Consider the following 25689-nt stretch of genomic DNA (forward strand, 5'->3'; position numbering starts at 1 on the left):
GCAGCCGTGGCTCAGTCGGCCAGCACGAACACGGCGCCGCAGTACGGGCACTTGGCCTCGCAGTTGGGCTCGTCTTCGATCGGCAGGTACACGCGCGGGTGGGAGTTCCACAGCGCCATTTCCGGAGTCGGGCAGCTCAGCGGCAGGTCGACGCGGTGCACGGTGTAGCGCTTCTCGGCGTTGGCGGGCGCAGTGGCGGTATGGCTCATGGCGTGGACACACAAAGGAATTGCGAAGGTGTCGATTCTAGCACCCGGCGCTGCGGCATCGCCGCTGCGGCCGACGGCGGCATGCCGGGGCGATGCGTATTGCCGGGAGACAACACCGTTCTTTTTAAATCGATCCAAACACACTGTCAACCACGTCAGGATCGGGTGGTTTTTCAGTGTTTGGATCGAACTAAATAGTACTTGCCAGCGTCCCCATGCCTGTTGCAGCATCGGACCGGTTCGATTCCTGCCCCGATCGCATGGCCCGTCCCCCGCCGGACCTGCATCGCCCTCCTGTCCGCCGCTGGCGGCCGGGGTGATGCGGTCTGCCGTGGTCGCCGATGCGGGCTCTGCCTGCCGCCTGCCCTACCCGGGAGTTCCCTGCATGTCCCTGCCCGCTCCGCGCCCCGCCCGCCACGCCCTGCTGCCGCTTGCCCTCGCCATGGCCTGCGCCTCACTCGCCCTGCCCGCGTTCGGCCAGGGCCTGCAGACCTCCTTCGAGCCGGGCCAGCCGACCCCCTCGGTCGGCAAGCAGGCGCTGCAGGTCGAGATCGGCAACGGTCCGCGCGCGCCGTATGCGGCCAAGGCCGGCGTCGGCTACACCGGCCTGCGCGCGCTGCACTACGCCAGCACCGGCGGCCCCCTGCAGCGGCGCCTGTTCGATACCGACGTGCGCATCGAGGCCGACACCGCGCTGAGCTGGCTGGTACTGCCGGAGATCGTCGGCAAGGACACCGTGGCGTCCACCTACGTCTCGCTGGACCTGGTGCTGGACGACGGCAGCCGGGTCTCGGCCAGCGACGCGCGCGACCAGCACGGCGTGGCGCTGGGCGCGACCGCGCAGGGCGATTCGAAAACGCTGTACCCCCAGCAGTGGGCCCGCAAATCGGTGCGCCTGGGCGACGTCGCCGCGCTGCGTGGGCGCCGCGTGGTGGGCGTCGAACTGCAGGTGGCCAGCGCCGCCGGCGCGCCGGTGTCGGGCTGGATCGACGACGTGCGCCTGGACGCGCAGGCGCGCAGCGCGCCGCAGCGGCCGTCGGACTGGGTACTGACCACGCGCGGCACGCAGGCCAACGGCACGTTCTCGCGCGGCAACAACTTCCCGGCCACGGCGGTGCCGCACGGGTTCAACTTCTGGACCCCGGTCACCGATGCCGGCGCGCTGACCTGGCTGTACCGCTGGAACGAACAGAACGATGCCAGCAACCGTCCGCGCCTGCAGGCGCTGGCGCTCAGCCACCAGCCCAGCCCGTGGATGGGCGACCGCCAGACCTTCCAGGTGATGCCCTCGGCCAGCCGTGGCGTGCCCGAGGCCGACCGCGGCAAGCGTGCGCTGGCCTTCTCGCACGACAATGAGCGTGCGCGTCCCTACCGTTACGACGTGCGCTTCGACAATGGCATCGCTGCGGCGATCGCCCCGACCGACCACGCCGCGTTGTTCCGCTTCGAGTTCCCGGAAAAAGGCGACGCCAACCTGCTGTTCGACAACGTCGATGCGCGCGGCGGGCTGACCCTGGACGCGGCCACGCAGACCTTGTCCGGCTACACCGATACCCGCAGCGGCCTGTCCAACGGCGCCACCCGCATGTACGTGGTGGCCAGCTTCGACAAACCCTGGCGCAGCAGCGGGCAGATCGACACCGGCCGTGCCACCGGCTACATCAAGTTCGATGCCGGCAGCGACCGCCGGGTGAACATGCGCATCGCCACGTCGCTGATCTCCCTCGAGCAGGCGCGCCACAACCTGGCACTGGAACTGGCCGCCACCGACGACCTGGAGCGCGTGGCCGCACGCGCGCAGGACGCCTGGGATGCGCGCCTGGTGCCGTTCGACATCGGCGATGCCAGCGACGACCAGAAGACCACGCTGTATTCCAGCCTGTACCGGTTGTATCTGTACCCCAACTCCGGCCATGAAAACGCCGGCACCGCAGCCGCCCCCGACTGGCGCTACGCCAGCCAGGCCAGTGCCGCCGACGACAACAGCGACGGCAGCGCCACGCGCAGCTTCGCCCCGATCCGCGACGGCAAGGTGTACGTCAACAACGGCTTCTGGGATACCTTCCGCACTACCTGGCCGGCGTATGCGTTGTTCACCAAAGACGATGCCGGCGCGCTGGTGCAGGGCTTCCTGGAGCAGTACCGCGCCGGTGGCTGGGTCGCGCGCTGGTCCTCGCCGGGCTATGCCGACCTGATGGTGGGCACCAGTTCGGATGTGGCCTTCGCCGACGCATGGCTGAAGGGCATCGGCGGCTTCGATCCAGAGGAGGCCTATGCGGCGGCGTTGAAGAACGCCACCGTGGTGCCGCCGGACCGCCACGTAGGGCGCAAGGGCATGGACCGTTCCACCTTCCGCGGCTACGCCAGCGCCGAGGTGCATGAAGGGATGTCGTGGACGATGGAGGGGGCGCTCAACGACTTCGGCATCGCCAACATGGCCCAGGCGCTGGCCAAACGCGCAACCACGGCCGCCGCGCGCGAGCGCTATACCACCGAGGCCGACTACTTCAGCCACCGTGCGGGCACCTACGCCACGCTGTTCGATCCGACAGCCGGCTTCTTCCAGGGCCGCACTGCCGACGGCCAATGGCGGCTGGCCGCCAAGGACTACGACCCGCGCGTGTGGGGCCATGACTACACCGAATCCAACGGGTGGACGTTCGCCTTTACTGCCGCGCACGACGGCGAAGGCCTGGCCGGGCTGTACGGCGGCCGCGACAAACTTGCGGCCAAGCTGGACGAATTCTTCGCCACCCCGGAAACCGCCGACCCGGCGTTCGCCGGCTCCTATGGCGGCACCATCCATGAGATGACCGAAGCGCGCGATGTGCGCATGGGCATGTACGCGCACAGCAACCAGCCGGCGCACCACATCCCGTGGATGTACCTGTATGCCGGGCAGCCATGGAAGACCCAGCACCACGTGCGCGAGATCCTGTCGCGGCTGTACGTGGGCAGCGAGATCGGCCAGGGCTACCCCGGCGATGAGGACAACGGCGAAACGTCGGCGTGGTACGTGCTGGCCTCGCTGGGTCTGTATCCGCTGCGCATGGGCTCGCCCGAGTACGCGATCGGCTCGCCGGCGTTCCGCCATGCCCGGGTCGAACTGCAGGGCGGCGCGGTGCTGACCGTCAATGCGCCGGACAACTCGCGCGAGAACGTGTACGTGCAGTCGTTGAAAATCAACGGCAAGCCGTGGAGCAAGACCTGGGTGCCGCACGAGGTGATCGCCAAGGGCGCCACGCTGGACTTCGTGATGGGGCCCAAGCCCTCCCCGTGGGGCAGCGGCCCGGACGATGCGCCGCGCTCGCTCACCGCGCGCGGCCAGCGCCCTGCCCTGCTGCATGACCTGCTCGGCAGCGGTCCGCGTGCGCAGGGTGCCGATGGACGGGCGCTGCAGGCGCTGGTCGATGACGATGCCGGCACCGTGGTGCCGCTGGGTGCCGGCACGGTGTCATTCACCGGGGTCAGCGACGGCGTGCCATCGATGTACACGCTGACCAGTGGCAACGCCCCGATCCGCGGCGGCGAGTGGACGCTGGAAGCACGCCGCAGCGGCGGCCGCTGGACCGTGCTGGACCAGCGCCGTGGCGAGGACTTCGCCTGGGCGCAGCAGACCCGTCCGTTCGGCATCGCCACGCCGGGCCGTTACGCCGAGTACCGGTTGCGCATCGCCGGGCCTGGGCGGATGCAGCTGGCCGAGGTGGAATTGCTGGCGCCGGTTGGGGAACGTTGAGGATGGGCGCGATGGCGTTCTGCAGGTCGATGGCCGATGGGGTCATGGGGAGCCGGCCAGCGGCCGGCACTACCGGGGTGCTGATGCTGGCGTTGGTGGCGTTCGATGCCGCGGCGTTCGAGGGCAGCCAGCAGCGCGAGGGGGTGACGCTGACCTACCGCGATCCGGGCGATGCGCTGGAGGCGACGCTGCGCGGCCGGATCATCGAGACGTTCTTCGCGGCCTATCTGCGCGAACGCGCCGATTTCCATCCGGGCGCACCGGCGCAGGCGCGCATCGTGATCGACCCGGGGTACGACGGCGTCGCCTTTGTCGGCGAAGGCGACGGGGCCGCCACCATCACCATCAACCCGGGCTGGTTGGCCACACATCCAGACGACGTGGACCTGGTCACCCATGAGGCGATGCACATCGTGCAGGGCTACCCCGAGTACGCCAACGAACGCGTGCCCGGCTGGCTGGTGGAAGGCATCGCCGATTACGCGCGCGACCGCTATGGTCGGCACAACGCGGCGGCCGGCTGGGCGCTGCCGACGGCGGTGAAGGACGGGCAGCATTTCGATACCGGTTACCGGGTCACCGGTGCGTTTCTGAAGTGGAGCGAGGACCAGCATCCCGGGCTGGTAAAGGCGCTGGATGCGGCGTTGCGCGAGGGGCGCTATGCGCCGGCCTTGTGGACGCAGCGCACCGGGATGGCGTTGCCGGCGCTTTGGGCGGCATACGTGAAGGCGCGTTGATGTGGTGCTGGGCACCTATCGTAGAGGGGTGCTTGTCTTGCCGATCGCGCATTTGGAGGAGCCGGCCAGCGGCCGGCACTACCGGGGCTCAGTGCCGGCGGCGGCCAGCGGGCGGCACTGATGGGACTCAGCGCGCGCCGACCAGGCCGGCGTACAGCGCGAAAAGCTGCTGGAAATAGCGTTTCGTCGTTCGACTGCGCATGGGACTACTCCGGGCTGGCCATTGGGGGTCTGGTCGGGCCCAGGGCGGCGGGAGCCGGTGGCCCTCCGCCGCGGCCGGGCCGCGTGGGGGTATTGGGCCTTGCGGAGGTTGCAGGGCGGTGACGGCCGGGCTACGGGACTATTGATCGGCAACGTCGCCGTCGGGGTAGCCATCGGCATATCGATCGGCGACGTAGCCATCGGCGTAGATTCACGCCATGGGTGGATACCGCGCGCAGCGCGGTCCAGGTGTCCAGGCCCGCAGCATCCACGCGTGGGGGTTCTGGCCGGCGTTGAACGCACGCCGAAGCCGCCTTATGGCGTGCAGGGTGCCGGGCTTAGTGCATCCACGCATGGCGTGGCGCTACCTGTTTCGCCGCGCGAAACCAAAACGCGCCCCGAAGGGCGCGCTTTGGAATCTGGGAGCCCAAAGAGCGGCGCGTTACGCCCCGTTCTTTTCGGCCTCCAGCTGCTTGCGGATCTGCGCATCGACTGCGGCGATCGCGGTCATGTTGAGCACGCGGCGCGAGGTGGCGCTGGTGGTCAGGATGTGCACCGGCTTGGCCACGCCCATCAGAATCGGGCCGATCGCCACGCCATCGGTGAACACGCGCACCAGGTTGTAGGCGATGTTGGCCGCTTCCAGGTTGGGCAGCACGAACAGGTTGGCGCGGCCCTTCAGCGTGCTGTTGGGCAGCAACTTCTGGCGCAGCGCTTCGTCCCATGCGGTGTCGCCCTGCATTTCGCCGTCCACGTTCAAGCGCGGGTTGCGCTTGAGCAGCAGGCCACGCACGGCGCGCATCTTCAACGCGTCCTTGGAATCGTGGCTGCCGAAGTTGGAGTGCGACAGCAACGCCACCTTCGGCTCGATCCCGAACAGCTTCATGCGGTAGGCCGCCTGCAGCGTCGCTTCGCAGATCTGCTCGGCGGTCGGGTCTTCCTGCACGTGGGTGTCCACGAAGAAGAACACGCCGTGCTGGTTGATCACGCCGGTCATGGCCGAGGTGGAGGTCACCTTGGATTCCAGCGGCAGCACGCTGCGCACATAACCCAGTTTCTTGTGGAAGCGCCCGACCACGCCGGTGAGCATCGCATCGGCTTCGCCACGGGCCACCATCACCGCCGCGATCAGTGTCGGGCGCGAGCGCATCAGGTTCTTGGCCGCAGCCACGGTCACGCCGCGACGGCCGGTGAGGTTGTGGTAGTACTGCCAGTACTCGTTGAAACGCGGGTCGTCGTTGATGTTGGTGATGCCGAAATCGACCTCGGCCTTCATCCGCAGACCCAAGCGCTCGATGCGCGATTCGATCACGTCCGGGCGGCCGATCAGAATCGGGAACGCCAGGCCTTCGTCGACCACGTTCTGCACCGCGCGCAGCACCACTTCTTCTTCGCCTTCGGCATACACCACGCGCTGCTTGTCGGCGCGCGCACGGTCGTAGACCGGCTTCATCATCAGGCTGGTGCGGTAGACGAACTGGGCCAGCTTCTCGCGGTAGGCGCCCATGTCGGCGACCGGACGGGTAGCTACGCCCGAATCCATCGCAGCCTGCGCCACGGCGGCCGACAGTTCCACCAGCAGGCGGCGGTCGAACGGACGCGGGATCAGGTAATCGCGGCCGAAGCTCGGGGTTTCATCGCCATAGGCCGAGCCCAGGTCGCTGGCCTCGCGGCGCGCCATCGCGGCAATGGCGTGCACGCAGGCGATCTTCATTTCTTCGTTGATCGCCGTGGCGCCCACGTCCAGCGCCCCGCGGAACAGGTACGGGAAGCACAGCACGTTGTTGATCTGGTTCGGGTAGTCCGAACGACCGGTGCCGATGAGCGCATCCGGACGTACCGAACGGGCCACTTCCGGCATGATTTCCGGGGTCGGGTTGGCCAGGGCGAAGATCACCGGATCCTTGGCCATGGTCTTGACCATGTCCGCCGTGAGGATGCCCGGGGCCGACAGGCCGAGGAAGATATCCGCGCCGTCGACGATCTCGGCCAGCGTGCGCTTGTCGGTGTCGCGTGCGTAACGCGCCTTTTCCGGGTCCAGGTCGGTGCGGCCGGTGTGGATCACGCCGTCGCGATCGAAGGCCAGGATGTTCTCCGGCTTCAGGCCCAGCGAAACCAGCATGTTGACGCAGGAGATGCCCGCCGCGCCCATGCCGGTGGTGGCCAGCTTGATGTCTTCGATCTTCTTGCCGGTCACGACCATGGCGTTGAGCACGGCCGCACCGACGATGATCGCGGTGCCGTGCTGGTCGTCATGGAACACCGGGATGTTCATCCGCTCGCGCAGCTTGCGCTCGACGATGAAGCATTCCGGCGCCTTGATGTCTTCCAGGTTGATGCCGCCGAAGGTCGGCTCCAGCGAGGCGATGATGTCGACCAGCTTGTCCGGGTCGTTCTCGTCGATCTCGATGTCGAACACATCGATGCCGGCGAACTTCTGGAACAGCACGCCCTTGCCTTCCATCACCGGCTTGCCGGCCAGCGGGCCGATGTTGCCCAGGCCCAGCACGGCGGTGCCGTTGGAAATGACGGCGACGAGGTTGCCGCGCGCGGTCAGCTCGCTGGCCTGCTGCGGGTCGGCCATGATCGCTTCGCAGGCGTGTGCCACGCCCGGCGAATAGGCCAACGACAGATCGCGCTGGGTCAACATCGGCTTGGTCGCGGTGACCTTGATCTTGCCGGGCGGCGAGAGCCGATGATAGTCGAGGGCTGCCTGTTTGAAATCTTCGTTGGACATCGCTTTCTGCAGATGAATGGGCGAGAGGAACAGGGGATCATACCCCCGTTGGCGTGGATGGACCTGTCGCTACGCTGTCGCGGCCATGCTGCAACTGCACATATTTCCGGCCGTTCGGCAGCGTATGCAGGCAGCGTGGCGCACGCCGATGACAGATCGCATCACTGCTGTGGTAGCGATAAAAAAGCAGGGCCCGCCATCCAGGGGGAGTGGGCAGGCCCTGCAACACACACAAACGCAAGCGGGTTCAGTGCGCCGACGCGGTCAGCGGCGACGGCAGGTCGTCGGTGGTCAATGTCGGCAGTTCGGCCTCGCGGCCATCCAGCGCCATCGCCAGGCGATCGCGGTCCAACGCGCCTTCCCAGCGCGACACCACCACGGTGGCCACGGCATTGCCGATGAAGTTGGTCAGCGAGCGACATTCGCTCATGAAGCGGTCCACGCCGAGGATCAGCGCCATGCCGGCCACCGGCACTTCCGGCACCACCGCCAGGGTGGCGGCCAGGGTGATGAAACCGGCACCGGTGACGCCGGCGGCGCCCTTGGAGCTGAGCATCGCCACCAGCAGCAGCGCGATCTGGTGGCCCAGGGTCAGCTCGGTGTTGGTGGCCTGGGCGATGAACAGCGCGGCCAGGGTCATGTAGATGTTGGTGCCATCCAGGTTGAACGAGTAGCCGGTCGGGACCACCAGGCCCACCACCGACTTGGCGCAACCGGCGCGCTCCATCTTCTCCATCAGCGAGGGCAGCGCCGATTCGGACGAGGAGGTGCCCAGCACCAGCAGCAGCTCGGCCTTGAGGTAGCGGGCCAGCTTGAACACCGAGAACCCGCACAGGCGGCAGACCACGCCCAGGATGACGGCCACGAACAGGAACGCGGTCAGGTAGAACGAGCCGACCAGCCAGGCCAGGTTGATCAGCGACCCCACCCCGTATTTGCCGATGGTGAAGGCGATGGCACCGAAGGCGCCGATCGGGGCGGCCTTCATCAGGATGTGCACCAGGCGGAACACCGGGGCGGTCAGCGCCTCCAGGAAGGTCAGCACCGGGCGGCCCTTCGCACCGGTCAGGGCCAGCGCAATGCCGAACAGCACCGCCACGAACAGCACCTGCAGGATGTTGCCGTCTACGAAGGCGCTGACCAGGGTGGCCGGAATGATGTCCATCGCAAAGCCGGTCAGGGTCAGCTCGTGGGATTTCTCCACGTAGCTGTGGACCGCGGTCTGGTCCAGGTCGGCCGGGTTGATGTTCATGCCGGCACCGGGCTGCACCACGTGCGCCACGATCATGCCCACGATCAGGGCCAGGGTGGAGAAGAACAGGAAGTAGGCCATCGACTTGGCGAACACCCGGCCCACGGTGCGCAGGTGGGTCATGCCGGCGATACCGGTGACGATGGTGAGGAAGATCACCGGGGCGATGATCATCTTCACCAGCTTGATGAAGGCATCACCGAGCGGCTTGAGCGATTCGGCGAAGGCCGGCTCGAAGTGGCCGAGGACGGCGCCCAGGACGATCGCCACGACCACCTGGAAATACAGCTGGCGGTAGAAGGGCAGCGGCTTGGCCGGCAGCGCGGCGGCGGTGGGTACGTGCATGGCGGACTCCGGGAAAGCGGTGTTGTTGCGTCCGGCCCGCACGGCAGCAGCAGGCCAGTTCCAAGGAAACCCCGTCGCGGCGCCGGAACAGGCAGGGCGGCGGGGGATGGACGCATTTGTACGCGCGAGTCACCGCCACGCAGATAACCTATTGGTACTAGCCCCCCGGTTCAGGCAGCGATGGGTGCCTACACTGCCCCCATCCCGCCCTCCCCCACGGCGGCTGGTGACCGCGCGCAGCCCTGAAGGGCAACAGTTTCCGGCGCTGCGGCCGTTGTTGTCCTGTCCGCTTCAATGAACCCAGAGAGCTGCTCCTCCATGCGCCCGACCCCGACCCTGCTGGCCCTGTGCCTGGCTGCCACCCCCGCCCTGGCCTCGGCGGCCGATTTCGACAACTGGCCGACCAAGGTCGCCTTCAGCGATGGCACCGAACTGGCCGCCACCGCCAACATCGCCTACGACTACAACGACTTTTCCTCGGCCAGCGGCATCGAAGACGATGACGCGGTGCGCCGCAAGGAATTCGGCGCCACCCTGAAGAAGAAGGGGGTGTACGACGCGATGGTGTACTACGACTTCCAGGCCGACACCTGGCTGGACGTGTTCGTGCGCGTTGAAAGCAAGGCCTTCTTCGGCAGCGACATCGGCCGCTTCCGCTTCGGCTACATGAAGACCCCGGTCGGCCTGGACGCCAACACTTCCTCGCGCGCCGGCAGCTTCCTGGAAACCGCGCTGCCCGTGCAGGCCTTCTACGCAGGTCGCCGCACCGGCGCCGAATGGGTGCTGGAACGCCCGCAGTACCTGCTGCAGGCCGGCGCCTACGGCGGCAAGGACCTCCAGGGCGACAACCCCGGCACCACCCAGGCCGTGCGAGCAGTGTGGACCCCGGTCAAGGCCGCCGGCGACGTGCTGCACCTGGGCCTGGCCTACTCGCAGGAAAACCCGCGCGGCTACCGCGATGGCCGCGACGTGCACCATGAAGCCAGCGCGCGCCTGCGCGCTCGTCCGGAAGCCGGCCTGACCGACATCCGCCTGGTCGACTCCGGCGCACTGGCCACTGCCGACCAGATCCGCCGCACCGGCCTGGAAGGCATCTGGATCCGTGGCCCGTTCTCGCTGCAGGCCGAAGCCCTGCAGACCACCGTCACCCGCCAAGGCAAGCCGGACTACACCGGCGACGGTCAGTACGCCATGGCCAGTTGGGTGCTCACCGGGGAATCGCGTCCGTACAACGCCGGCGCGGTGGCCAACATCAAGCCGGCCCATGACTACGGCGCGGTGGAACTGGTGGCCCGTTACAGCCGCCTGGACCTGGACGACGCCGATGTTTTCGGTGGCCGCCAGCACGACTGGACCTTGGGCGCCAACTGGTACCTCACCAGCCACTTCAAGTTCCAGGCCAACTACGTGAAGGCCGACGCCAGCCGTCGCGGCGTGCATACCCAGCCGGAGATCTTCGAACTGCGCGCGCAGATGCACTTCTGATCAGGCCCATCGCGGCGGGCGTGTACATCGCGCCCGCCGCACGACCGTAGACTGCCGCCATGTACTGGCTCGGCCGCCATCGCACCCTGCTGTTGACCCTGCTGCTGATGATCGGCGGCACGCTGCTGTGCGCGGCCGCCGCCGGGCACTATGCCTGGCGGCGTGCGCTGGCCGCCGAAAGTGCCCAGGTGCAACGCCAGCTGGAGCTGTACGGTCAGGGACTGCAACAACGCATCGACCGCTTCGGCACCTTGCCGCAGGTGCTGGCACTGGACCCGGACCTGCGCCGCGCGCTGCTGCAGGTGCCCGATGCCGCCGCGCGGCAGCGGCTCAACCTCAAGCTGCAGCGCGCCAACCAGGTGACCCGCGCCTCCACCCTGACCCTGGTCGGCCACGACGGCGTGGCCGTGGCCGCCAGCAACTGGGACCAACCCAGCAGCAACGTCGGCGAGGACTACAGCTACCGTCCCTATTACCGGCAGGCACTGGCCACCGGCCGCGGCCGTTTCTACGGCATCGGCATGACCACCGGCGTGCCCGGGTATTTCCTGTCTCAGGCGATCGAAGAAGACGGCCGCCGCATGGGCGTGGTGGTGATCAAGATCGAACTGTCGGCATTGGAACAGGAATGGTTGCCCAGCCCGGACGTGGTGCTGGCCAGCGATGAGCATGACGTGGTGTTCCTGGCCAACCGCGATGTTTGGCGCTACCGCCTGCTGCGCCAGCTGGGGCCGGGCGAGCGCCGCGAGATGCTGGAAGCGCGGCAGTACGCCGACCGCTCGCTGCAACCGCTGCGGGTCCGCACCGAAGATGTGCTTGAGAACGGCGGGCGCATGGTGCGCCTGCTCGATCCGGCGCTGCCCGGACGCATGCTCTGGCAAAGCCTGGCCCTGCCCGAGGAACACTGGAACCTGCACCTGCTGCACGATGCCGGCGCGGCCACCAGCGCCGGGCGCAGCGCGGCCATCGGCGGCGGCGCGGCATGGCTGGCGCTGGGCTTCCTGGTGCTGTTCGTGCAGCAGCGGCGGCGGCTGGACGCGCACCGCCAGCGCAGCCGACGCGAGCTGGAAAGCGTGCTGGCCCAGCATGCCGAGGAGCTGCGCACCGCGCAGGATGGCGTGCTGCAGGCCGCCCAGCAGGCCGACAGCGGGCTCAGCCGCAGCCTGGCGCACCTGCCGCAGGGCGTGGTGGTGATCGACAACGAACAGAACCTGGTGGCATGGAATGCGCGCTACCTGGAGCTGTTCAAGTTCCCCGCCGGCCTGATCCGCGAGGGGCGTCCCATCGAGGAGATCTTCCGCTACAACGCGCGCCGTGGGTTGCTGGGGCCAGGGCCGATCGACGAGGCCATCGAGCGCCGCTTGAACCACCTGCGCAGCGGCCGCCCGCACATGCGCGAGAGCGAGAAAGACGACGGCACCGTGCTGGAGATTCGCGGCAATCCGCTGCCCGATGGCGGCTTTGTCACCAGCTACGCCGATATCACCGCCTACAAGAACACCGCGCGTGAACTGCGCTCGCTGGCCGATGCGCTGGAACACCGCGTGGCCGAGCGCACCCGCGACCTGGACGAGGCGCGCCGCGAGGCCGAGCGGGCCAACCGCTACAAGAGCCGCTTCGTGGCCTCGGCGGTGCACGACCTGTTGCAGCCGCTGAACGCCGCGCGCATGTTCGTGTCGGTGCTGCGCGGCAAGCTGGCCGGCGATGCACGCGCGTTGAGCGAACACGTGGATGCGGCGCTGGCCGCGCAGGATGCGATTCTGACCAGCCTGCTGGATATTTCACGGCTGGAATCGGGCGCGCTGCAGACCCACGTGCGCGCGTTCGCGCTATCGCCGCTGCTGGAGACACTGGCACGTGAGTTCGGCATCGCCGCCGACAGTCGCGGGCTGCAGCTGCGTTGGGTGGATACGCGGGCGGTGGTGGTCAGCGATGAGGCATTGCTGCGCCGGATCCTGCAGAACTTCCTGTCCAATGCGCTGCGTTATACCCCGCGCGGGCGCGTGTTGCTGGGCTGCCGACGCGTGGGCGACCAGTTGCGCATCGAGGTGCACGACCAGGGCCCGGGCATTCCGGAGAGCCTGCAGGGCGAGATTTTCGAGGAGTTCCGCCGGCTGGATGACGGTGTCGAACAGGAACGCGGTGCCGGTCTCGGCCTGGCCATCGTCGAACGCATCGGCCGCCTGCTCGGACATGCCATCGGCCTGCGCTCCACGCTGGGACGCGGCAGCGTGTTCACGGTGAGCGTGCCGCTCGGCGACGCGGCGGCCATTCCGGCGCCGACGCCGGTGCCGGCCGTAGCGGCTGACGCCGGCGATGACAGCCCGCTGCGACATTGCCGGGTCTGGAGCATCGATGACGACCCGCGCGTATGCGCCGCCACCCGCGCGCTGCTGGAGCGCTGGGGCTGCGCGGTGGAGCTGGCCGACGGCCCGCAGGCCGCCCTGGAAATCGCCTCGGCGCTCAACGTGCCGCAGTTGCTGCTGCTGGATGTGCGCATGGGCCAGTGGCACGGCCCGGATCTGTATGAGCAGTTGTGTGGACTGTGGCAGGCGCGGCCACCGGTGATCCTGGTGACCGCCGAGCGCGATGATGTGTTGAAGGCGCAGGCGGCGGAGAACGGGTGGGGGTTCCTGTCCAAGCCGGTGCGGCCGCCGGCGTTGCGCGCGTTGATGACGCAGTTGCTGGTACGGCATCGGGGATGATCGGTGATTCAGAAGCAGCCGAGCATGGCTCGGCTCTACCGGGTTGGTTGGGGGGCCGCCGAGCGTGGCTCGGCTCTGCCGGGTGGATTGGGAGCAGCCGAGCATGGCTCGGCTCTGCCGGGTGGGTTGGGGAGCAGCCGAGCATGGCTCGGCTCTACCGGGTGGGTTGGGGGGCCAGGGTGCCACGCTCTGGTAGAGCCGAGCCATGCTCGGCTGACACCCTCCGGAGGTGACGATGTGTCCCCGCCCCGCGGCCTCAGCCGTCCAGCCCCGCGCCGGCATCGCCTTCCGGCTCCAGCGCCTTCACCAGTACCGCGGCCTGCGTGCGGCTGTGGCATTCCAGCTTTTTCAGGATCGCGGTGACATGCACCTTCACCGTGTTCTCGGCCAGGCCCAGCTCGTAGGCGATTTGCTTGTTGAGCAGGCCGTCGGCCAGGCACAGCAGCACGCGGAACTGCTGCGGGGTGAGCTGGGCCAAGCGTGCGGCGAGCAGCGCGTCGGACTCGGAGCGCTCTGGCGCCATGGCCGGGAACCACACCCCGCCATCGAGCACCGCCGCCACCGCCTGGCCGATGGTCTCGGCCGGCGCGGACTTGGGGATGAAGCCGGCTGCGCCGAACTGCTGCGCGCGGCGGATGACGCGCGGATGGTCGTTGGAGGAGACGATGACCACCGGGATGTCCGGGTGCGCGCCGCGTACGTGCAGCAGCGAGGAGAACCCGCGGGCACCGGGCATGGTCAGGTCCAGCAGCACCAGCTCGATCTCCGGGTGCTGGTCCAGCGCGGCTTCCAGTGTGGAGGCGCTGGCCACTTCGAGCACCTGCGCCTGTGGCAGCGACTGGCGCAGCGAGTGCACCACCGCCGCGCGCAGCAACGGGTGGTCGTCGGCAATCAGGACGGTGAGTTCGCTCATGCGGTCCATTGTAATGCGGTTGCCGGGCAGAGCCCGGCGCTACACGGGTGGATCGTTGCAATGCGGTTGACGGCCAGCGGCCGTCACTACCGGGGCGGTTCGTTGCAATGAGGTTGACGGCCAGCGGCCGTCATTACCGGGTGGATCGTTGCAATGCGGTTGACGGCCAGCGGCCGTCACTACAGAGGTGAATCGTTGCAGTGCGGTTGACGGCCAGCGGCCGTCATTACCGGGGTGGATCGTTGTGTTGAGGTTGAGGGCCAGCGGCCGTCATTACCGGGTTGGATCGTTGCAATGCGGTTGACGGCCAGCGGCCGTCACTACCGGTGTGGATCGTTGCAATGAGGTTGACGGCCAGCGGCCGTCACTACCGGGGTGGATCGTTGCAATGCGGTTGACGGCCAGCGGCCGTCACTACCGGGGTGGATCGTTGCAATGAGGTTGACGGCCAGCGGCCGTCACTACCGGGGTGGATCGTTGTTACGCGGGTGAAGGTTGACGGCCGGTGGCCGTCGTTACCGGTCGTCGCGCTGCCGCATGCTGCCGCGCCAGGCTTCGAGGAACTGGCGGCGCTTGAGGCCGTCCAGGTACACGAGCAGGCCCGGGCCCAGCTGGATGGGGCGGTAGCTGCGCGCGGGCGAGCGGCCACGTTGCTGGCCCTGTGCGGGCAGGATCGGCATCAGGCGGGCTTCGCGCGAGAGGACCTGCTGGCCGCGGGGTGACAGCAGGTAGTCGAGGAAACGCCGCGCCTCGTCCGGATGCGGGCTGCTGCGAGGAATCACCGCGGTGCGCAGCACCACCAGCGTGTAGTCCTCCGGTTCCACGATGCCCAGCGGTGCACCGGCCTCGATCCGCGCCTGCGCGTAGGAGCCCAGCACGTTATAGACCAGCGACAGCTTGCCGCTGCTGACCTGGTCGAGCAGCACGCCGGTGCGTTCTTCCAGGTGCACGCCGTTGTCGCCCAGCGCGCCCAGCAGCGCGCCGGCAATGCTGCCGCGCTGGCCGTCCTGGGTGGCCAGCAGGTAGCCCACGCTGCTGCGCTCCACGTCGTAGGTGCCCACCCTGCCCTGCAGCGGCGCGTCCGGGGCGCGCAGCAGTTCCAGAAGTTGCCGGCGCGTGTGCGGTACCCGTGAGGCTGGCAGGGTGCGGGTGTTGTAGACGATGGCCACCGGCTCGTAGCTGATCCCGAACGCTTCGTGCCGCCATTGCGCCCACGCCGGCAGGGCGTCGGTCTGCACCGAGCGGTGCGGCAGCGCATGGCCGTCGTTGACCAGTTTTGTCTGTAGGTCCATGCCGCTGCTGATCAGCATGTCCGGCGCCTGCGGACCGCCGCGGTCGCGCAGGTAGCGCGCGTAGATGTCCTGGGTGATGACATCCTCGTAGAGGATCTCGGTGCCCGGGTGCAGGCGCTGGTAGTCGGCGATCACCGTGGCGAACACTTCGATGTCGGTCGAGCCATGGATGCGCAGCTGCGCCACCGCCGGCCCCTTTGCCGGGAAGCGCTGCACATCGCCCGGTGCCGCCAGCGCCGGGCCTGCCACCAACAACAACAGCACCAGCCACGCGCACTTCATGCATGCATCCTCGGCAGGCGGATGGTGGCCACCAGGCCCCCTCCCACGCGGTTGCTCAGGTCGATCTGGCCCCCATGGCTGTCCACCACGCGCTTGACGATCGCCAGGCCCAGCCCGGCGCCGCCGGCTGCGGCCCCTTCGCCGCGCGCGAAACGCTCGAACACGCGCTCGGCATCGGCCGCGGCAATGCCCGGGCCGTGGTCGGCGATGGTCAGCACCCAGTGCTGCGCCTCTTCGGTCAGCGCCACCTGCAGCGTGCCGTCGCCGCCGTATTTGAGGGCGTTGTCGATGAGATTCTTGATGGCCTCGCGCAGCAGCAGCGCGTCGCCGTGTATCCAGGCTGCCTGTGCGCTCACCGCCAGCTGCACGCGTGGGGCCGGCAGTGCCTGCGGCAGTGCTTCGTGCAACGCCTGGTGCACGGTTTCGGTCAGGTCCACCGGGGCGAAGCGCTGCAGGTTGGCACGGTGGATCACGCTGGCGTCGCTGAGCAGCTGGTTGAGCAGGCGGCTCATGTGGGTGGCGTTGCGTTCGATGGCGTGCAGGCTGCGCCGCATGTCCTCGGGGTCTTCCTCGTCCAGTGCCAGCTGCGCCTGCGCGCGCAGCGCGGCCAGCGGCGTGCGCATCTGGTGCGCCGCCTCGGCCATGAACGCGCGCAGGGTTTCATTGCTGCCCTGCAGGCGGCCCATGAAGTGGTTCAGCGCGCCCACCATCTTGTCCATCTCGCGCGGCACGCTGGCATCGAGCGGCTTCAGGTCGGACGGTTCACGCCGCGCCAGCTCGCGCTCCATCCGCACCAGCGGGCGTAGCGCGCGGTGCACGCCCAGACCCACCAGGGCCAGCGACAGCAGCGACAACACGGCGATGGCCAGCAACGCACGGGTCACCATGTCCTGCGCCAGCGCTTCGCGCGCGCGCCGGGTCTGGCCCACCTGCACCCGCACTTCGCCCTGCGCCGACGGCGAGGACACCCGCCGCGACACCACCACGAAGCGCACCTGCTCGCCGCTGTAGAGCGCATCAAACAGCTGTGGGCGGTCGCTGGGCGCGTGCGGCGGCAGCGGCAGGTCCGCATACCCGGTCACCGTCTGGTCGCGTGCGTCGGACACGCGGTAGAACACGCGATCTTCCGGCGCCATGGCCAGCAGGTCCAGCGCGGCATACGGCAGATCGACCTGCCATTGCGCCTCCACCAGCGCCACCGAATCGATGATCGACAGCGCCGAGGACACCAGCAGGTGGTCGTAGGAGCGGTTGGCGGCACGTTGTCCGTAGGCGCGCGCGCCGAACAGCAACGCCACCGCGAACAGCGCCAGGAACGCGCCCAGGTACAGCCACAGCGTGTGCCGGATCGACCCGGAGGTGCGCGGGTCAGTCGTCATCGCCGCCCGCACTGCCGGCATCCTCGCCCAGCGCTTCTAGCAGATAACCACTACCGCGCACGGTGACGATCCGCAGGGGCGCGTCGGCGAGCTTGCGGCGCAGGCGACCGACGTACAGTTCGATCGCATTCGGACCGGCTTCGTCATCGAAGCCGAACAGGCCGTTGCCGATCTCGTCCTTGCCCACCACCTGGCCCAGTCGCCCCATCAGAATTTCCAGGAGGCGGTACTCGCGGTTGGGCAGCTCGATCGGCTGGCCGTCCAGGCTGACCCGGTGCGAGGCATTGTCGAACTGGAACGTGCCGATCTGCACCACTTCGCTGGCCTGGCCACGGGTACGCCGCAGCAGCACCCGGCAGCGTGCTTCGAACTCGCGGAAGTCGAACGGTTTGCCCAGGTAATCATCGGCGCCGACATCCAGCGCCTGCACGCGGTCTTCGATGCCATCGCGCGCGGTCAGCATCAGCACCGGGGTGCTGTCGCCGCGCTCGCGCATGCCGGCCAGCACGCGCAGGCCGTCCAGCTTGGGCAGGCCGATATCCAGCACCACCAGGTCGAAGCTCTGGTAGCGCAGCACGCTGGCCGCGGCCAGCCCGTCGCGCTGCCAGTCCACCGCGTGGCCACTGCGGCGCATGCGGCGGACGATGGCATCGGCCAGGTCCGGGTTGTCTTCCACCAGCAGCAGGCGCATCGGTCGGGAAATCTCTCAGGAGCACGAATCCTAGCGCGAGCGGCCACTCCCGTGGGCTTCGCTGCAACGCACAAACCCCTGACAGGTGGATGACAGCTTCCCGGCTCTAGGCTGCGCCATCGCATCGCACCCCGTGCCGATGCCATTGGCGACACACCTGCACGAACGAGTACCTGGGAGGGTCCGTGGAACTGAACGCACTGCGCTGGCGCACGCCGGCCGCCTGTACCCTGCTGATGCTGGCCGCACCGCTCTGGGCCGCCGAAGCCAGCGAGGAAGACCGCCCGGTCACCGCCACGCTCGGCGGTCGCCTGCATCTGGATTTCGCCGATTTCGACAATGACGGCCGTGGCACCCCGAACAAGGACGACACGGAGATCCGCCGCGCCTGGGTGGACGTGTCGGGCAAGTTCTTCGTGGTCGACTACAAGCTGGAAGCCGATTTTTCGGGCGACCGGGTCGAGGCCAAGGACGTGTTCGTCAGCCGCAGCTTCGGCGACGCAGGCAAGCTCACCGTCGGCCAGTTCAAGCAGTTCTTCTCGCTCGATGACCGCACCAGTTCCAACTACGGTACCTTCCTGGAGCGCGGCAACGCCGGCACCACGCTGGCGCCGTTGTACCGCCTCGGCGCCTCCTGGCAGGCCGCCCGTGGCGACATGACCTGGGCCGCCAGCGCTTACAGCCTGGAAAGCATCGACGCGTGGCAAGTGAAGGGCCGTGCCGCCGGTGGCCGCGCGACCTGGGCGCCGGGCGCCACCGCCGGCGATGTGCTGCACCTGGGCCTGTCGCTGGCCCACGAGCGCTATGACACTCCCGGCGCCAACGGTGTGCCCGGGCTGAAGATCCGCCCGCGCCCGGCTGGCCACCTCTCCGACAACAGCCGGCTGACCCTGGTCGATTTCTCGGCCGGGCGCGACACCGACGTCAACAAGTGGTCGCTGGAATATGCGCAGGTGCGCGGCCCGCTGTCCTGGCAGGGCGAGTTCAGCGGTGCCACCTTCGACGACGGCAGCCAGCGCGGCAAGGTGCTGGCCGGCTACGGGCTGGTGAGCTGGTTCGTCACCGGCGAGTCGCGGGTGTACGACCGCAAGACCGGCCGCTTCGGACGGGTCAAGGATTTCCAGCACACTGCCGGCGCGTTCGAGCTGGCCCTGCGCTACGACCAGATGCGCGGCGACCAGCACCTGATCGGCCAGCCGGACCTGCGCGATGCACAGACCGAGGCATGGACGCTGGGCGGCAACTGGTACATGCGCGAAAACCTGCGCTTCATGCTCAACCTGATCGAAAGCCGCAACCGCGACCGCCTGGCCAGCGCCACGCTGGACCGCACCCGCGCGGTGACCGGCCGTCTGCAGTTCGATTTCTGATCCTTTTCTTCCGCCCTACCCCTCCTGGAGTCTGCAGATGATGCTGAGCATCCTCGGCTTTGGCATGGTCATTACATTCATGTACTTGATCATGAGCAAGCGGCTGTCGCCGCTGGTCGCCCTCATCACCATCCCGATCGTCTTCGCGCTGATCGGCGGCTTCGGCGCCGGCATCGACGAGATGATGCTGGAGGGCATCAAGAAGATCGCGCCCACCGGCGTGATGCTGATGTTCGCCATCCTCTACTTCGGGGTAATGATCGATGCGGGGCTGTTCGATCCGCTGGTGCGGATCATCCTGCGCTTCGTCAAGGGCGACCCGATGAAGATCGTGCTCGGCACCGCGATCCTGGCGATGCTGATCTCGCTCGACGGCGACGGTTCGACCACCTACATGATCACCGTGTCGGCGATGCTGCCGCTGTACCAACGGCTGGGCATGAACGCGCTCAACATGACCTGCGTAACCATCCTGGCTGGTGGCGTGATGAACCTGACCCCGTGGGGCGGGCCGACCGCGCGCGCGGCCACCGCGCTGCACGTGGACCCGGCCGATGTCTTCGTGCCGCTGATCCCCTCGATGGTGATCGCCTGCGCCGGCGTGCTGCTGCTGGCCTGGTATCTGGGCCTGAAGGAGCGCCGCCGCCTGGGCGTGGTGAGCCTGCCGCAGGGCGGCAGCTGGATGGACAACAGCGTGTCCGACGATGGCAATGCGCTGCCGACCGTCGAAGACGCCGAAGACGTCAAGCGCCCGAAGCTGCTGTGGGTGAACCTGGCCCTGACCATCGCGCTGATGACGGCGCTGATCCTGGGCGTGCTGCCGATGCCGGTGCTGTTCATGGTGGGCTTTGCGATCGCGCTGGTGATCAACTACCCCAACCTGGCCGAGCAGCGCCGCCGCGTGGTCAACCATGCCGGCAACGTGCTGTCGGTGGTGGCGCTGATCTTCGCCGCAGGCATCTTCACCGGCATCCTCAACAACACCGGCATGGTGGAGGCGATGTCGCACAGCTTCCTGGCGATCATCCCCGACAGCTGGGGTCCGTATCTGGCGGTGATCACCGCGATCGCATCCATGCCGTTTACCTTCTTCATGTCCAACGACGCCTTCTACTTCGGCGTGCTGCCGATCCTGTCCGAGGCTGCCGGCACCTACGGCATCACCCCGGTGGAGATGGCGCGTGCATCGCTGGCCGGGCAGCCGGTTCATCTGCTCAGCCCGCTGGTGCCCTCGACTTACCTGCTGGTGGGCCTGGCCAAGGTGGAGTTTGCCGACCACCAGAAATTCACCCTGAAGTGGGCGATCGCCATCTCGCTGCTGTTGATGGTCGGTGGCCTGCTGTTCGGTCTGTATCCCATCGCGGCCTGATGGGCCGCGCCCTGATCCGGTTACCAAGGAGTCTTCAGCAATGACGCTTCGCATCGCTTACGTCACCAGCGGCATGGGCAGTGTTGGCACGGCCATCTGCCAGAAACTGGCGCGCAACGGCCACACGGTGGTCGCTGGTTGCGCACCGAACTCGCCACGCAAGGCCGGCTGGCTGCGCGAGCAGCGCGAGCTGGGCTTCGACTTCATTGCTTCGGAGGGCAATGCCGCGGACTGGTCGTCGACGGTAGCGGCGTTTGCCAAGGTCAAGGCGGAGGTCGGTGAGATCGACGTGCTGGTCAACAATGCCGGCGGCAGCCGCGACGTGCTGTTCCGGCAGATGAGTCCGGACGACTGGAACGCGGTGATGGGCTCGAATCTGCATGCGTTGTTCAACATCACCAAACAGGTGATCGACGGGATGACCGCGCGTGGCTGGGGCCGGATCGTGAACATCGGTTCGGTGAGCGCGCACAAGGGCCAGATCGGGCAGGTCAATTTCGCTACGGCCAAGGCGGCCATGCATGGCTTCAGCCGTGCGCTGGCCAATGAGGTGGCCGCACGCGGGGTGACGGTGAATACGATTTCACCGGGGTATATCGCCAGCCAGTCGATCAGCAGTTTTCCGCCGGACGTGCTGGACCGGCTGGCCGGGTCGGTGCCGATCCGCCGGCTGGGCAAGCCGGAGGAAGTGGCGAGCCTGTGTGCGTGGCTGGCGTCGGATGATGCGGCCTACGTGACCGGTGCCGATTACGCGGTGAACGGTGGGTTGCACATGTTTTGACCTTGGCGCGTCCGGTTGGACGCGTTGCCTCCCCCACGAGGTGAGCCGCGGCGCTGAGAGGCGTCGCGGCTTTTTTTTGTGTCAGTGTAGAGCGAATGCCTGCCTGGGCCTGGGCCTGGGCGGGGGTGTGCAGCGTCGCGGGACACGCTGCAAGTACATCCCTGTAAGCTCGCGTGTGCCATCCATGGCACACGACGGTCCCGCGACGCTGCCCCCCCCCGCCCTGGACAGTTGGCCGGTGGCCTTGGCTGGAACACAGCCGCGCAGAGCAACTAGCGGCGCGCAACGCGCCGCACTGCATCCCGCTTTCTTGTTGAGCACCCGCAAACTGTCAAGGACGGGTACGGGTGGGGTGGCGGGACCGTCATGCGCCATGGATGGCGCATGCGCGCCTACAGGGACGTACTTGCGGCGTGTCCCGACACCCCACCCGTACCCGACCAAACCAGCGGCCCGGCACGCGAGATGCTTCAGAATTCAGCGGCCACCGTCATGAACACCTGGCGCGGCGCACTGGCGTGGATCGCGTAGCGGGTGCCGGTCGGATCGGTCGGGGCGAACGAACTGAGCTGGCCGGCGTAGCGCTTGTTGGTCAGGTTGGTCGCGTTGAGCGACACCTTGATGTCGCGCAGGCCCAGACCCGGACCAAATGAATACCCCGCACCCGCATCGAACGTCGTCACCCCGGCCACCGACTGGTCGTTGGTGTAGGTGTAGTAACGTTTGCCCGTGTATTTGGCGCGCAGGCTGGCGAAGAACCCGTCGCGGTTCCAGCTGATCTCGCTGGAGGCCATCCGCTGCGGCGTATCCACCGTGATCTTGCCGGCCACCGGCACGATCGCACCGCCGGAGGTGTAGTCATCCTCGTAGGTGGACTTGTTCCACGACAGCGCGTTGTACCACTGCAGGCCCTCGACCGGCTTGAGGATGAAGGTCAACTCCGCGCCCTGGCTCTTCACCGAGCCTACGTTGATGAAGCGGGTGATGCACTCCGGACGCGTGCCCACCTCGATGCTCGTGCAGGGATTGAGCGACAGCAGGCGGTTGTCGAACATCACGCGGTAGGCCGCGATCGAGGCCTGGTACTTCTCGCCGAAGGTACGGAAACCGGCTTCCAGCGTCTTCGACTTCTCCGGCTCCAGCCCCGCACTGGCGGCGAACGATTCCGGGGATACCTGCAACGGGCCACCGCTGCCGCCACCGACGAAGGCGGCGATGTTCTCCGAGTAAGAGGCAAACAGCTCCTGGTTCTGGCTGAGCTTGAAACCGATGCCCGCCTGCGGCAGCACCGACTCCTTCGCGGTCAGCGTCCCGGAGGCGTAGCTGGCCTCGGTGCCCGGCCTGGCGTTGGCGGTCATGCGCGTGTTCGGGCTCTTGATGCCCACATCGACAGTGAGGCGGTCATCGAGGAAACGCATGCGGTCCTGCACGTAGAACTGGCGCGTGCGGATGTCGAAGTCCTGGTCGAACAGGCGACGGTCGGGGTGGTTGAGGTAGCCGTCATCCAGGAAGGGGCCGGTGATGTAGTAGAAGTTGCGCTCGACGTTGTGGTCGTTGCGCTCGTACCACAGCCCCGCTTCCAGCGCGTGGATGCCCCACTGCCAGCTCAGCGCCGCGGTGATGCCCTGGCGGTTGATGGTGTAGTTGGTGCTGCGGATGGAGATCGGCAGCGCCTGCGCGGTACCCGGGTTGGACGGCTGGCCTGGCGCCCACCAGTGGCCCTGGCCGCGGTTCTCATGGTGGTAGGCCAGCAGCTTCAGGCGCGAGGTCTCGCCCAGCGCCAGATCGGCATCCAGCGAGTACAGATTGTCGTCGCGCAGCGCGCGGCTCTGGTAGTACGCATCGTCGATGCTGTTGACGCCACCGCTGAAGGCGCACTTCTGTGCGTTGTAGGTGCCCGGCGCGCAGTAGGCCGCAGCCACCGCGCGATCCCAGTCCGGGGCGTAGATGTTCCAGTCGTAGCCCAGCCCGCGCGCCAGCATGCTCTTGGACAGGTAGGCATAGTTGGCCTGGCTCACGCGCGAGGTCGCGGCGAACGCGCCGAAGCGGTTGTCGCCCACGTTCCATACCGCCTTGGCGTTGAACTGGCGGGTGGTCTGGTTCTGGTTCGGCTCGGCCCACATGTCCGCCTCCTGGTGCACGCCGGAGACGTAGGCCGAGAAGCCGTTGATGTCGCCGGTGTCCACGCGCAGGTAACCGCGACGCTGGTTGTCATCGCCGACGGTGACGCTGGCACGACCGCCAAATTCGGTGGACGGGTCCTGCGAGAAGTACTGGACGGTGCCGCCCAGGTTGCTGGTGGAGGCCACGCCCAGCGAACCGATGCCCTGCGACAGTTCGGCACCGGCCAGGTTTTCTGCGATCAGCGCGCGGGCGATGCTCAGGCCGTTGTAGTTGCCGTAGCTGTTGTCGCCCAGCGGAATGCCATCGAGCGTGTAGCCCAGGCGGCTCTTGTCGAAGCCGCGCAGGGTGATGCTCTGCGATTCTTCGTTGGCCCCGAACGCATCGTTGGACTGCACCGACACGCCGGGCAGGCGGTCGAGGATCTTCTGGCCGCTGGTGCCCGGCGGCAGCACCTGCTTGTCCACCGCCGTGATGCGCTGGACCTGGCGGGTTTCACCCTGGCCGATCACCGACACGGTGTCCAGGGTCTGCGCGCTGAGCGCGGCGCTCGCATCGGTGGTCGCACCGGTGGTGGCGGCTACATCGGCGGCGTGGGCGTTGGCGGCGCACAGCGCGATCGCAACCGCGATCGTCAGGGGTCGGGTAAGCATGGTCGTCCGTTGCATGTGGGGTGGTGACCTGCGCACTGCAGGTGCATGACCATCATGCGAGCGGAAGATGAAAGCATTCTTACGTTATGGCGCGCTCCAGATGAAACGCGACCCGTCGCGCGACGCAGCGTGCCCGGATGCAACGCATCATTCGGCGACCAGCTGGTCCATGCGGATGCGGTTGGCGAACAGCGAGAACGCCAGCATGCCGGCCAGCCCGTTGGCGCGGCTGACCCAGTGCGGCAGCCAGCGGGGCGGGCGCAGGATGCCTTCTTCGAACAGCGGTGCGAAGGCGATCGCATCGGTCAGCGACATCTTGCCGGCGAACAACCAGCGGCACACCTGCAGGCGGTCTTCGGCAAGCATGTGGCGGAAGAAGGTATGTACAGACACCAGCCCGCGCAGGTACACGGTGTCCTTGGTGAACGCCGCGCCGCCAGTCGGTGGCACGCCGCGGAAGACGCGCTGGGCCGAGGCGAAGCTCTCCTCGTTGTTCTGCCCTTCGGCGCAGAAGTAGCGGAATACCTGGATGAAATCGGCGCCCTCGCGCGCCATCGCGATCGCTTCGGTCCGCAGGCTGATGCGCTTGAGGCGCTCGATGTCGATGCTGCCGGTGATCTGCTCGGCGAAGGTGGCCAGGCCCTCCTGGGTGGCGGTCACACGCGGGGAGGACAACGCCAGGCTGGGCAGGTGCGGCTGCTCGCGTCCATTGAGTGCGGTCAGCGAATGCACCAGTGCTTCGTGGTGGAACAGCTGGGCACGGTCGTACGCACTGAAGCGGGCGCTGGTGCGCAGGCGGATGCGGGTGGGGCCGGCGGCCGCCTTGGAGATCAGGTCCGGGTCGAGCTGGACGCTGATGATGCGCGATTCAAAGAACGCATCGAGGTCGCTCTGCAACTGCAGTTGCAAGGCGGTAGCCGAGACCGGCACCTGTTCCTCGGGCGCGAGCAGTTCGTGGTCCAGTTCCTGCGCGATCTGGATGAAGTGACGGGCCGCATCGCGGGTGCTGGGGCCGTTGCCAGGCAGCGGGTGCTCGGGCGCGCCGAACAGTTCGACCGAATAGCGGTCGACCTCGGTCGTGCCCAGCGATTCGAGCAGACCGGCGGCCAGGTCCCAGCTGTGCGCCGAGCGCTGCACGTACAGGCCGATGGGATGGTCCGGATCGCATTGGGCGCTGATGGCGGCGAGCGCGCGGCGGGTGTCGCCGAAGTCGAGCCGGGGATAGGCCACCTGCGGCAGCACCGGCTGGCCGCGGGCGACACTAGCCAGGAACGGGGCCTGCAGGGCAGCGGGCCAGCTCGTCAGGCCCAGCAGCTTGATGCCACCCACTGCCTCCACCAGCTGCGCATCGAGCGCGGTGTGGTGGGCCACCTCACGATCCACGGTCATTGGTGTGTCCATGGGGCGGACAATAGCAGCCACGCGGGGAGT

16 protein-coding genes are annotated in these 25689 nt (G+C 67.8%); 7 read left to right on the forward strand and 9 right to left on the reverse strand.

What is annotated here, in order from left to right:
* Nucleotides 1-11: 11 nt before the first annotated feature.
* Nucleotides 12-209, reverse strand: a complete 198-nt coding sequence (locus NR101_RS13765; RefSeq protein WP_256776508.1) for a zinc-finger domain-containing protein — start codon at nucleotides 207-209, stop codon at nucleotides 12-14.
* A gap of 385 nt (nucleotides 210-594) precedes the next feature.
* Here NR101_RS13765 and NR101_RS13770 point away from each other — a divergent pair, with 385 nt between their 5' ends.
* Both NR101_RS13770 and NR101_RS13775 read left to right on the forward strand, forming a co-directional pair.
* Entirely contained in the window at nucleotides 595-3945 is a 3351-nt protein-coding gene (locus NR101_RS13770; protein WP_256776510.1) for a GH92 family glycosyl hydrolase, read from the forward strand.
* A gap of 83 nt (nucleotides 3946-4028) precedes the next feature.
* The gene (locus NR101_RS13775) at nucleotides 4029-4682 is read left to right on the forward strand and encodes a basic secretory family protein (protein WP_256776528.1); all 654 of its coding nucleotides are present in this window, start codon (nucleotides 4029-4031) and stop codon (nucleotides 4680-4682) included.
* 643 nt (nucleotides 4683-5325) lie between these two features.
* On the opposite strand, the gene NR101_RS13780 is transcribed toward NR101_RS13775, so the two are convergent.
* Both NR101_RS13780 and NR101_RS13785 read right to left on the reverse strand, forming a co-directional pair.
* Nucleotides 5326-7620 (reverse strand): NADP-dependent malic enzyme, encoded by a 2295-nt coding sequence (locus tag NR101_RS13780; protein ID WP_256776511.1) that lies wholly within the window; start codon nucleotides 7618-7620, stop codon nucleotides 5326-5328.
* 247 nt (nucleotides 7621-7867) lie between these two features.
* Nucleotides 7868-9217 carry a dicarboxylate/amino acid:cation symporter gene (locus NR101_RS13785; RefSeq protein WP_256776512.1) on the reverse strand — a complete coding sequence of 450 codons (1350 nt, stop codon included), beginning with the start codon at nucleotides 9215-9217 and terminating at the stop codon, nucleotides 7868-7870.
* 318 nt (nucleotides 9218-9535) lie between these two features.
* On the opposite strand from NR101_RS13785, the gene NR101_RS13790 reads away from it, so the two are divergent.
* Nucleotides 9536-10702 (forward strand): porin, encoded by a 1167-nt coding sequence (locus tag NR101_RS13790; protein WP_256776513.1) that lies wholly within the window; start codon nucleotides 9536-9538, stop codon nucleotides 10700-10702.
* A 59-nt stretch (nucleotides 10703-10761) separates the two neighbouring features.
* Nucleotides 10762-13407, forward strand: a complete 2646-nt coding sequence (locus tag NR101_RS13795) for a PAS-domain containing protein (RefSeq protein WP_256776514.1) — start codon at nucleotides 10762-10764, stop codon at nucleotides 13405-13407.
* A 256-nt stretch (nucleotides 13408-13663) separates the two neighbouring features.
* Here NR101_RS13795 and NR101_RS13800 read toward each other — a convergent pair whose 3' ends face one another.
* The 4 genes from NR101_RS13800 to NR101_RS13815 all read right to left on the reverse strand — a co-directional run bounded on the left by NR101_RS13800 (nucleotide 13664) and on the right by NR101_RS13815 (nucleotide 17964).
* Nucleotides 13664-14320: a response regulator transcription factor gene (locus NR101_RS13800; protein WP_256776515.1), complete on the reverse strand. Its 657-nt coding sequence runs from the start codon at nucleotides 14318-14320 to the stop codon at nucleotides 13664-13666.
* Between the two features lie 515 nt (nucleotides 14321-14835).
* Entirely contained in the window at nucleotides 14836-15894 is a 1059-nt protein-coding gene (locus NR101_RS13805; protein WP_256776516.1) for an ABC transporter substrate-binding protein, read from the reverse strand.
* The gene (locus NR101_RS13810) at nucleotides 15891-17294 is read right to left on the reverse strand and encodes a sensor histidine kinase (protein ID WP_137190309.1); all 1404 of its coding nucleotides are present in this window, start codon (nucleotides 17292-17294) and stop codon (nucleotides 15891-15893) included. Before NR101_RS13810 ends, NR101_RS13805 begins: the two co-directional genes overlap by 4 nt.
* Nucleotides 17263-17964 carry a response regulator transcription factor gene (locus NR101_RS13815; protein ID WP_256776517.1) on the reverse strand — a complete coding sequence of 234 codons (702 nt, stop codon included), beginning with the start codon at nucleotides 17962-17964 and terminating at the stop codon, nucleotides 17263-17265. The genes NR101_RS13810 and NR101_RS13815 overlap by 32 nt, the downstream gene beginning before the upstream one ends.
* 236 nt (nucleotides 17965-18200) lie before the next feature.
* Here NR101_RS13815 and NR101_RS13820 point away from each other — a divergent pair, with 236 nt between their 5' ends.
* Genes NR101_RS13820 through phbB form a run of 3 tightly spaced genes read left to right on the forward strand, consistent with a single transcriptional unit; the run spans nucleotide 18201 to nucleotide 21484 of the window.
* Complete coding sequence (locus NR101_RS13820; protein ID WP_256776529.1) at nucleotides 18201-19334, forward strand: porin; 1134 nt, start codon at nucleotides 18201-18203, stop codon at nucleotides 19332-19334.
* Nucleotides 19335-19374: 40 nt separating this feature from the next.
* Nucleotides 19375-20703: a CitMHS family transporter gene (locus tag NR101_RS13825; RefSeq protein ID WP_256776530.1), complete on the forward strand. Its 1329-nt coding sequence runs from the start codon at nucleotides 19375-19377 to the stop codon at nucleotides 20701-20703.
* A 40-nt stretch (nucleotides 20704-20743) separates the two neighbouring features.
* Nucleotides 20744-21484: an acetoacetyl-CoA reductase gene (gene phbB, locus NR101_RS13830; RefSeq protein ID WP_256776519.1), complete on the forward strand. Its 741-nt coding sequence runs from the start codon at nucleotides 20744-20746 to the stop codon at nucleotides 21482-21484.
* A 470-nt stretch (nucleotides 21485-21954) separates the two neighbouring features.
* Here phbB and NR101_RS13835 read toward each other — a convergent pair whose 3' ends face one another.
* Nucleotides 21955-24258 carry a TonB-dependent receptor gene (locus NR101_RS13835; RefSeq protein WP_256776520.1) on the reverse strand — a complete coding sequence of 768 codons (2304 nt, stop codon included), beginning with the start codon at nucleotides 24256-24258 and terminating at the stop codon, nucleotides 21955-21957.
* A 147-nt stretch (nucleotides 24259-24405) separates the two neighbouring features.
* Nucleotides 24406-25659, reverse strand: a complete 1254-nt coding sequence (locus NR101_RS13840; RefSeq protein ID WP_256776521.1) for a flavohemoglobin expression-modulating QEGLA motif protein — start codon at nucleotides 25657-25659, stop codon at nucleotides 24406-24408.
* Between the last annotated feature and the right edge of the window lie 30 nt (nucleotides 25660-25689).

Source organism: Stenotrophomonas sp. Ste86, assembly GCF_024519465.1.
GTDB lineage: Bacteria > Pseudomonadota > Gammaproteobacteria > Xanthomonadales > Xanthomonadaceae > Stenotrophomonas.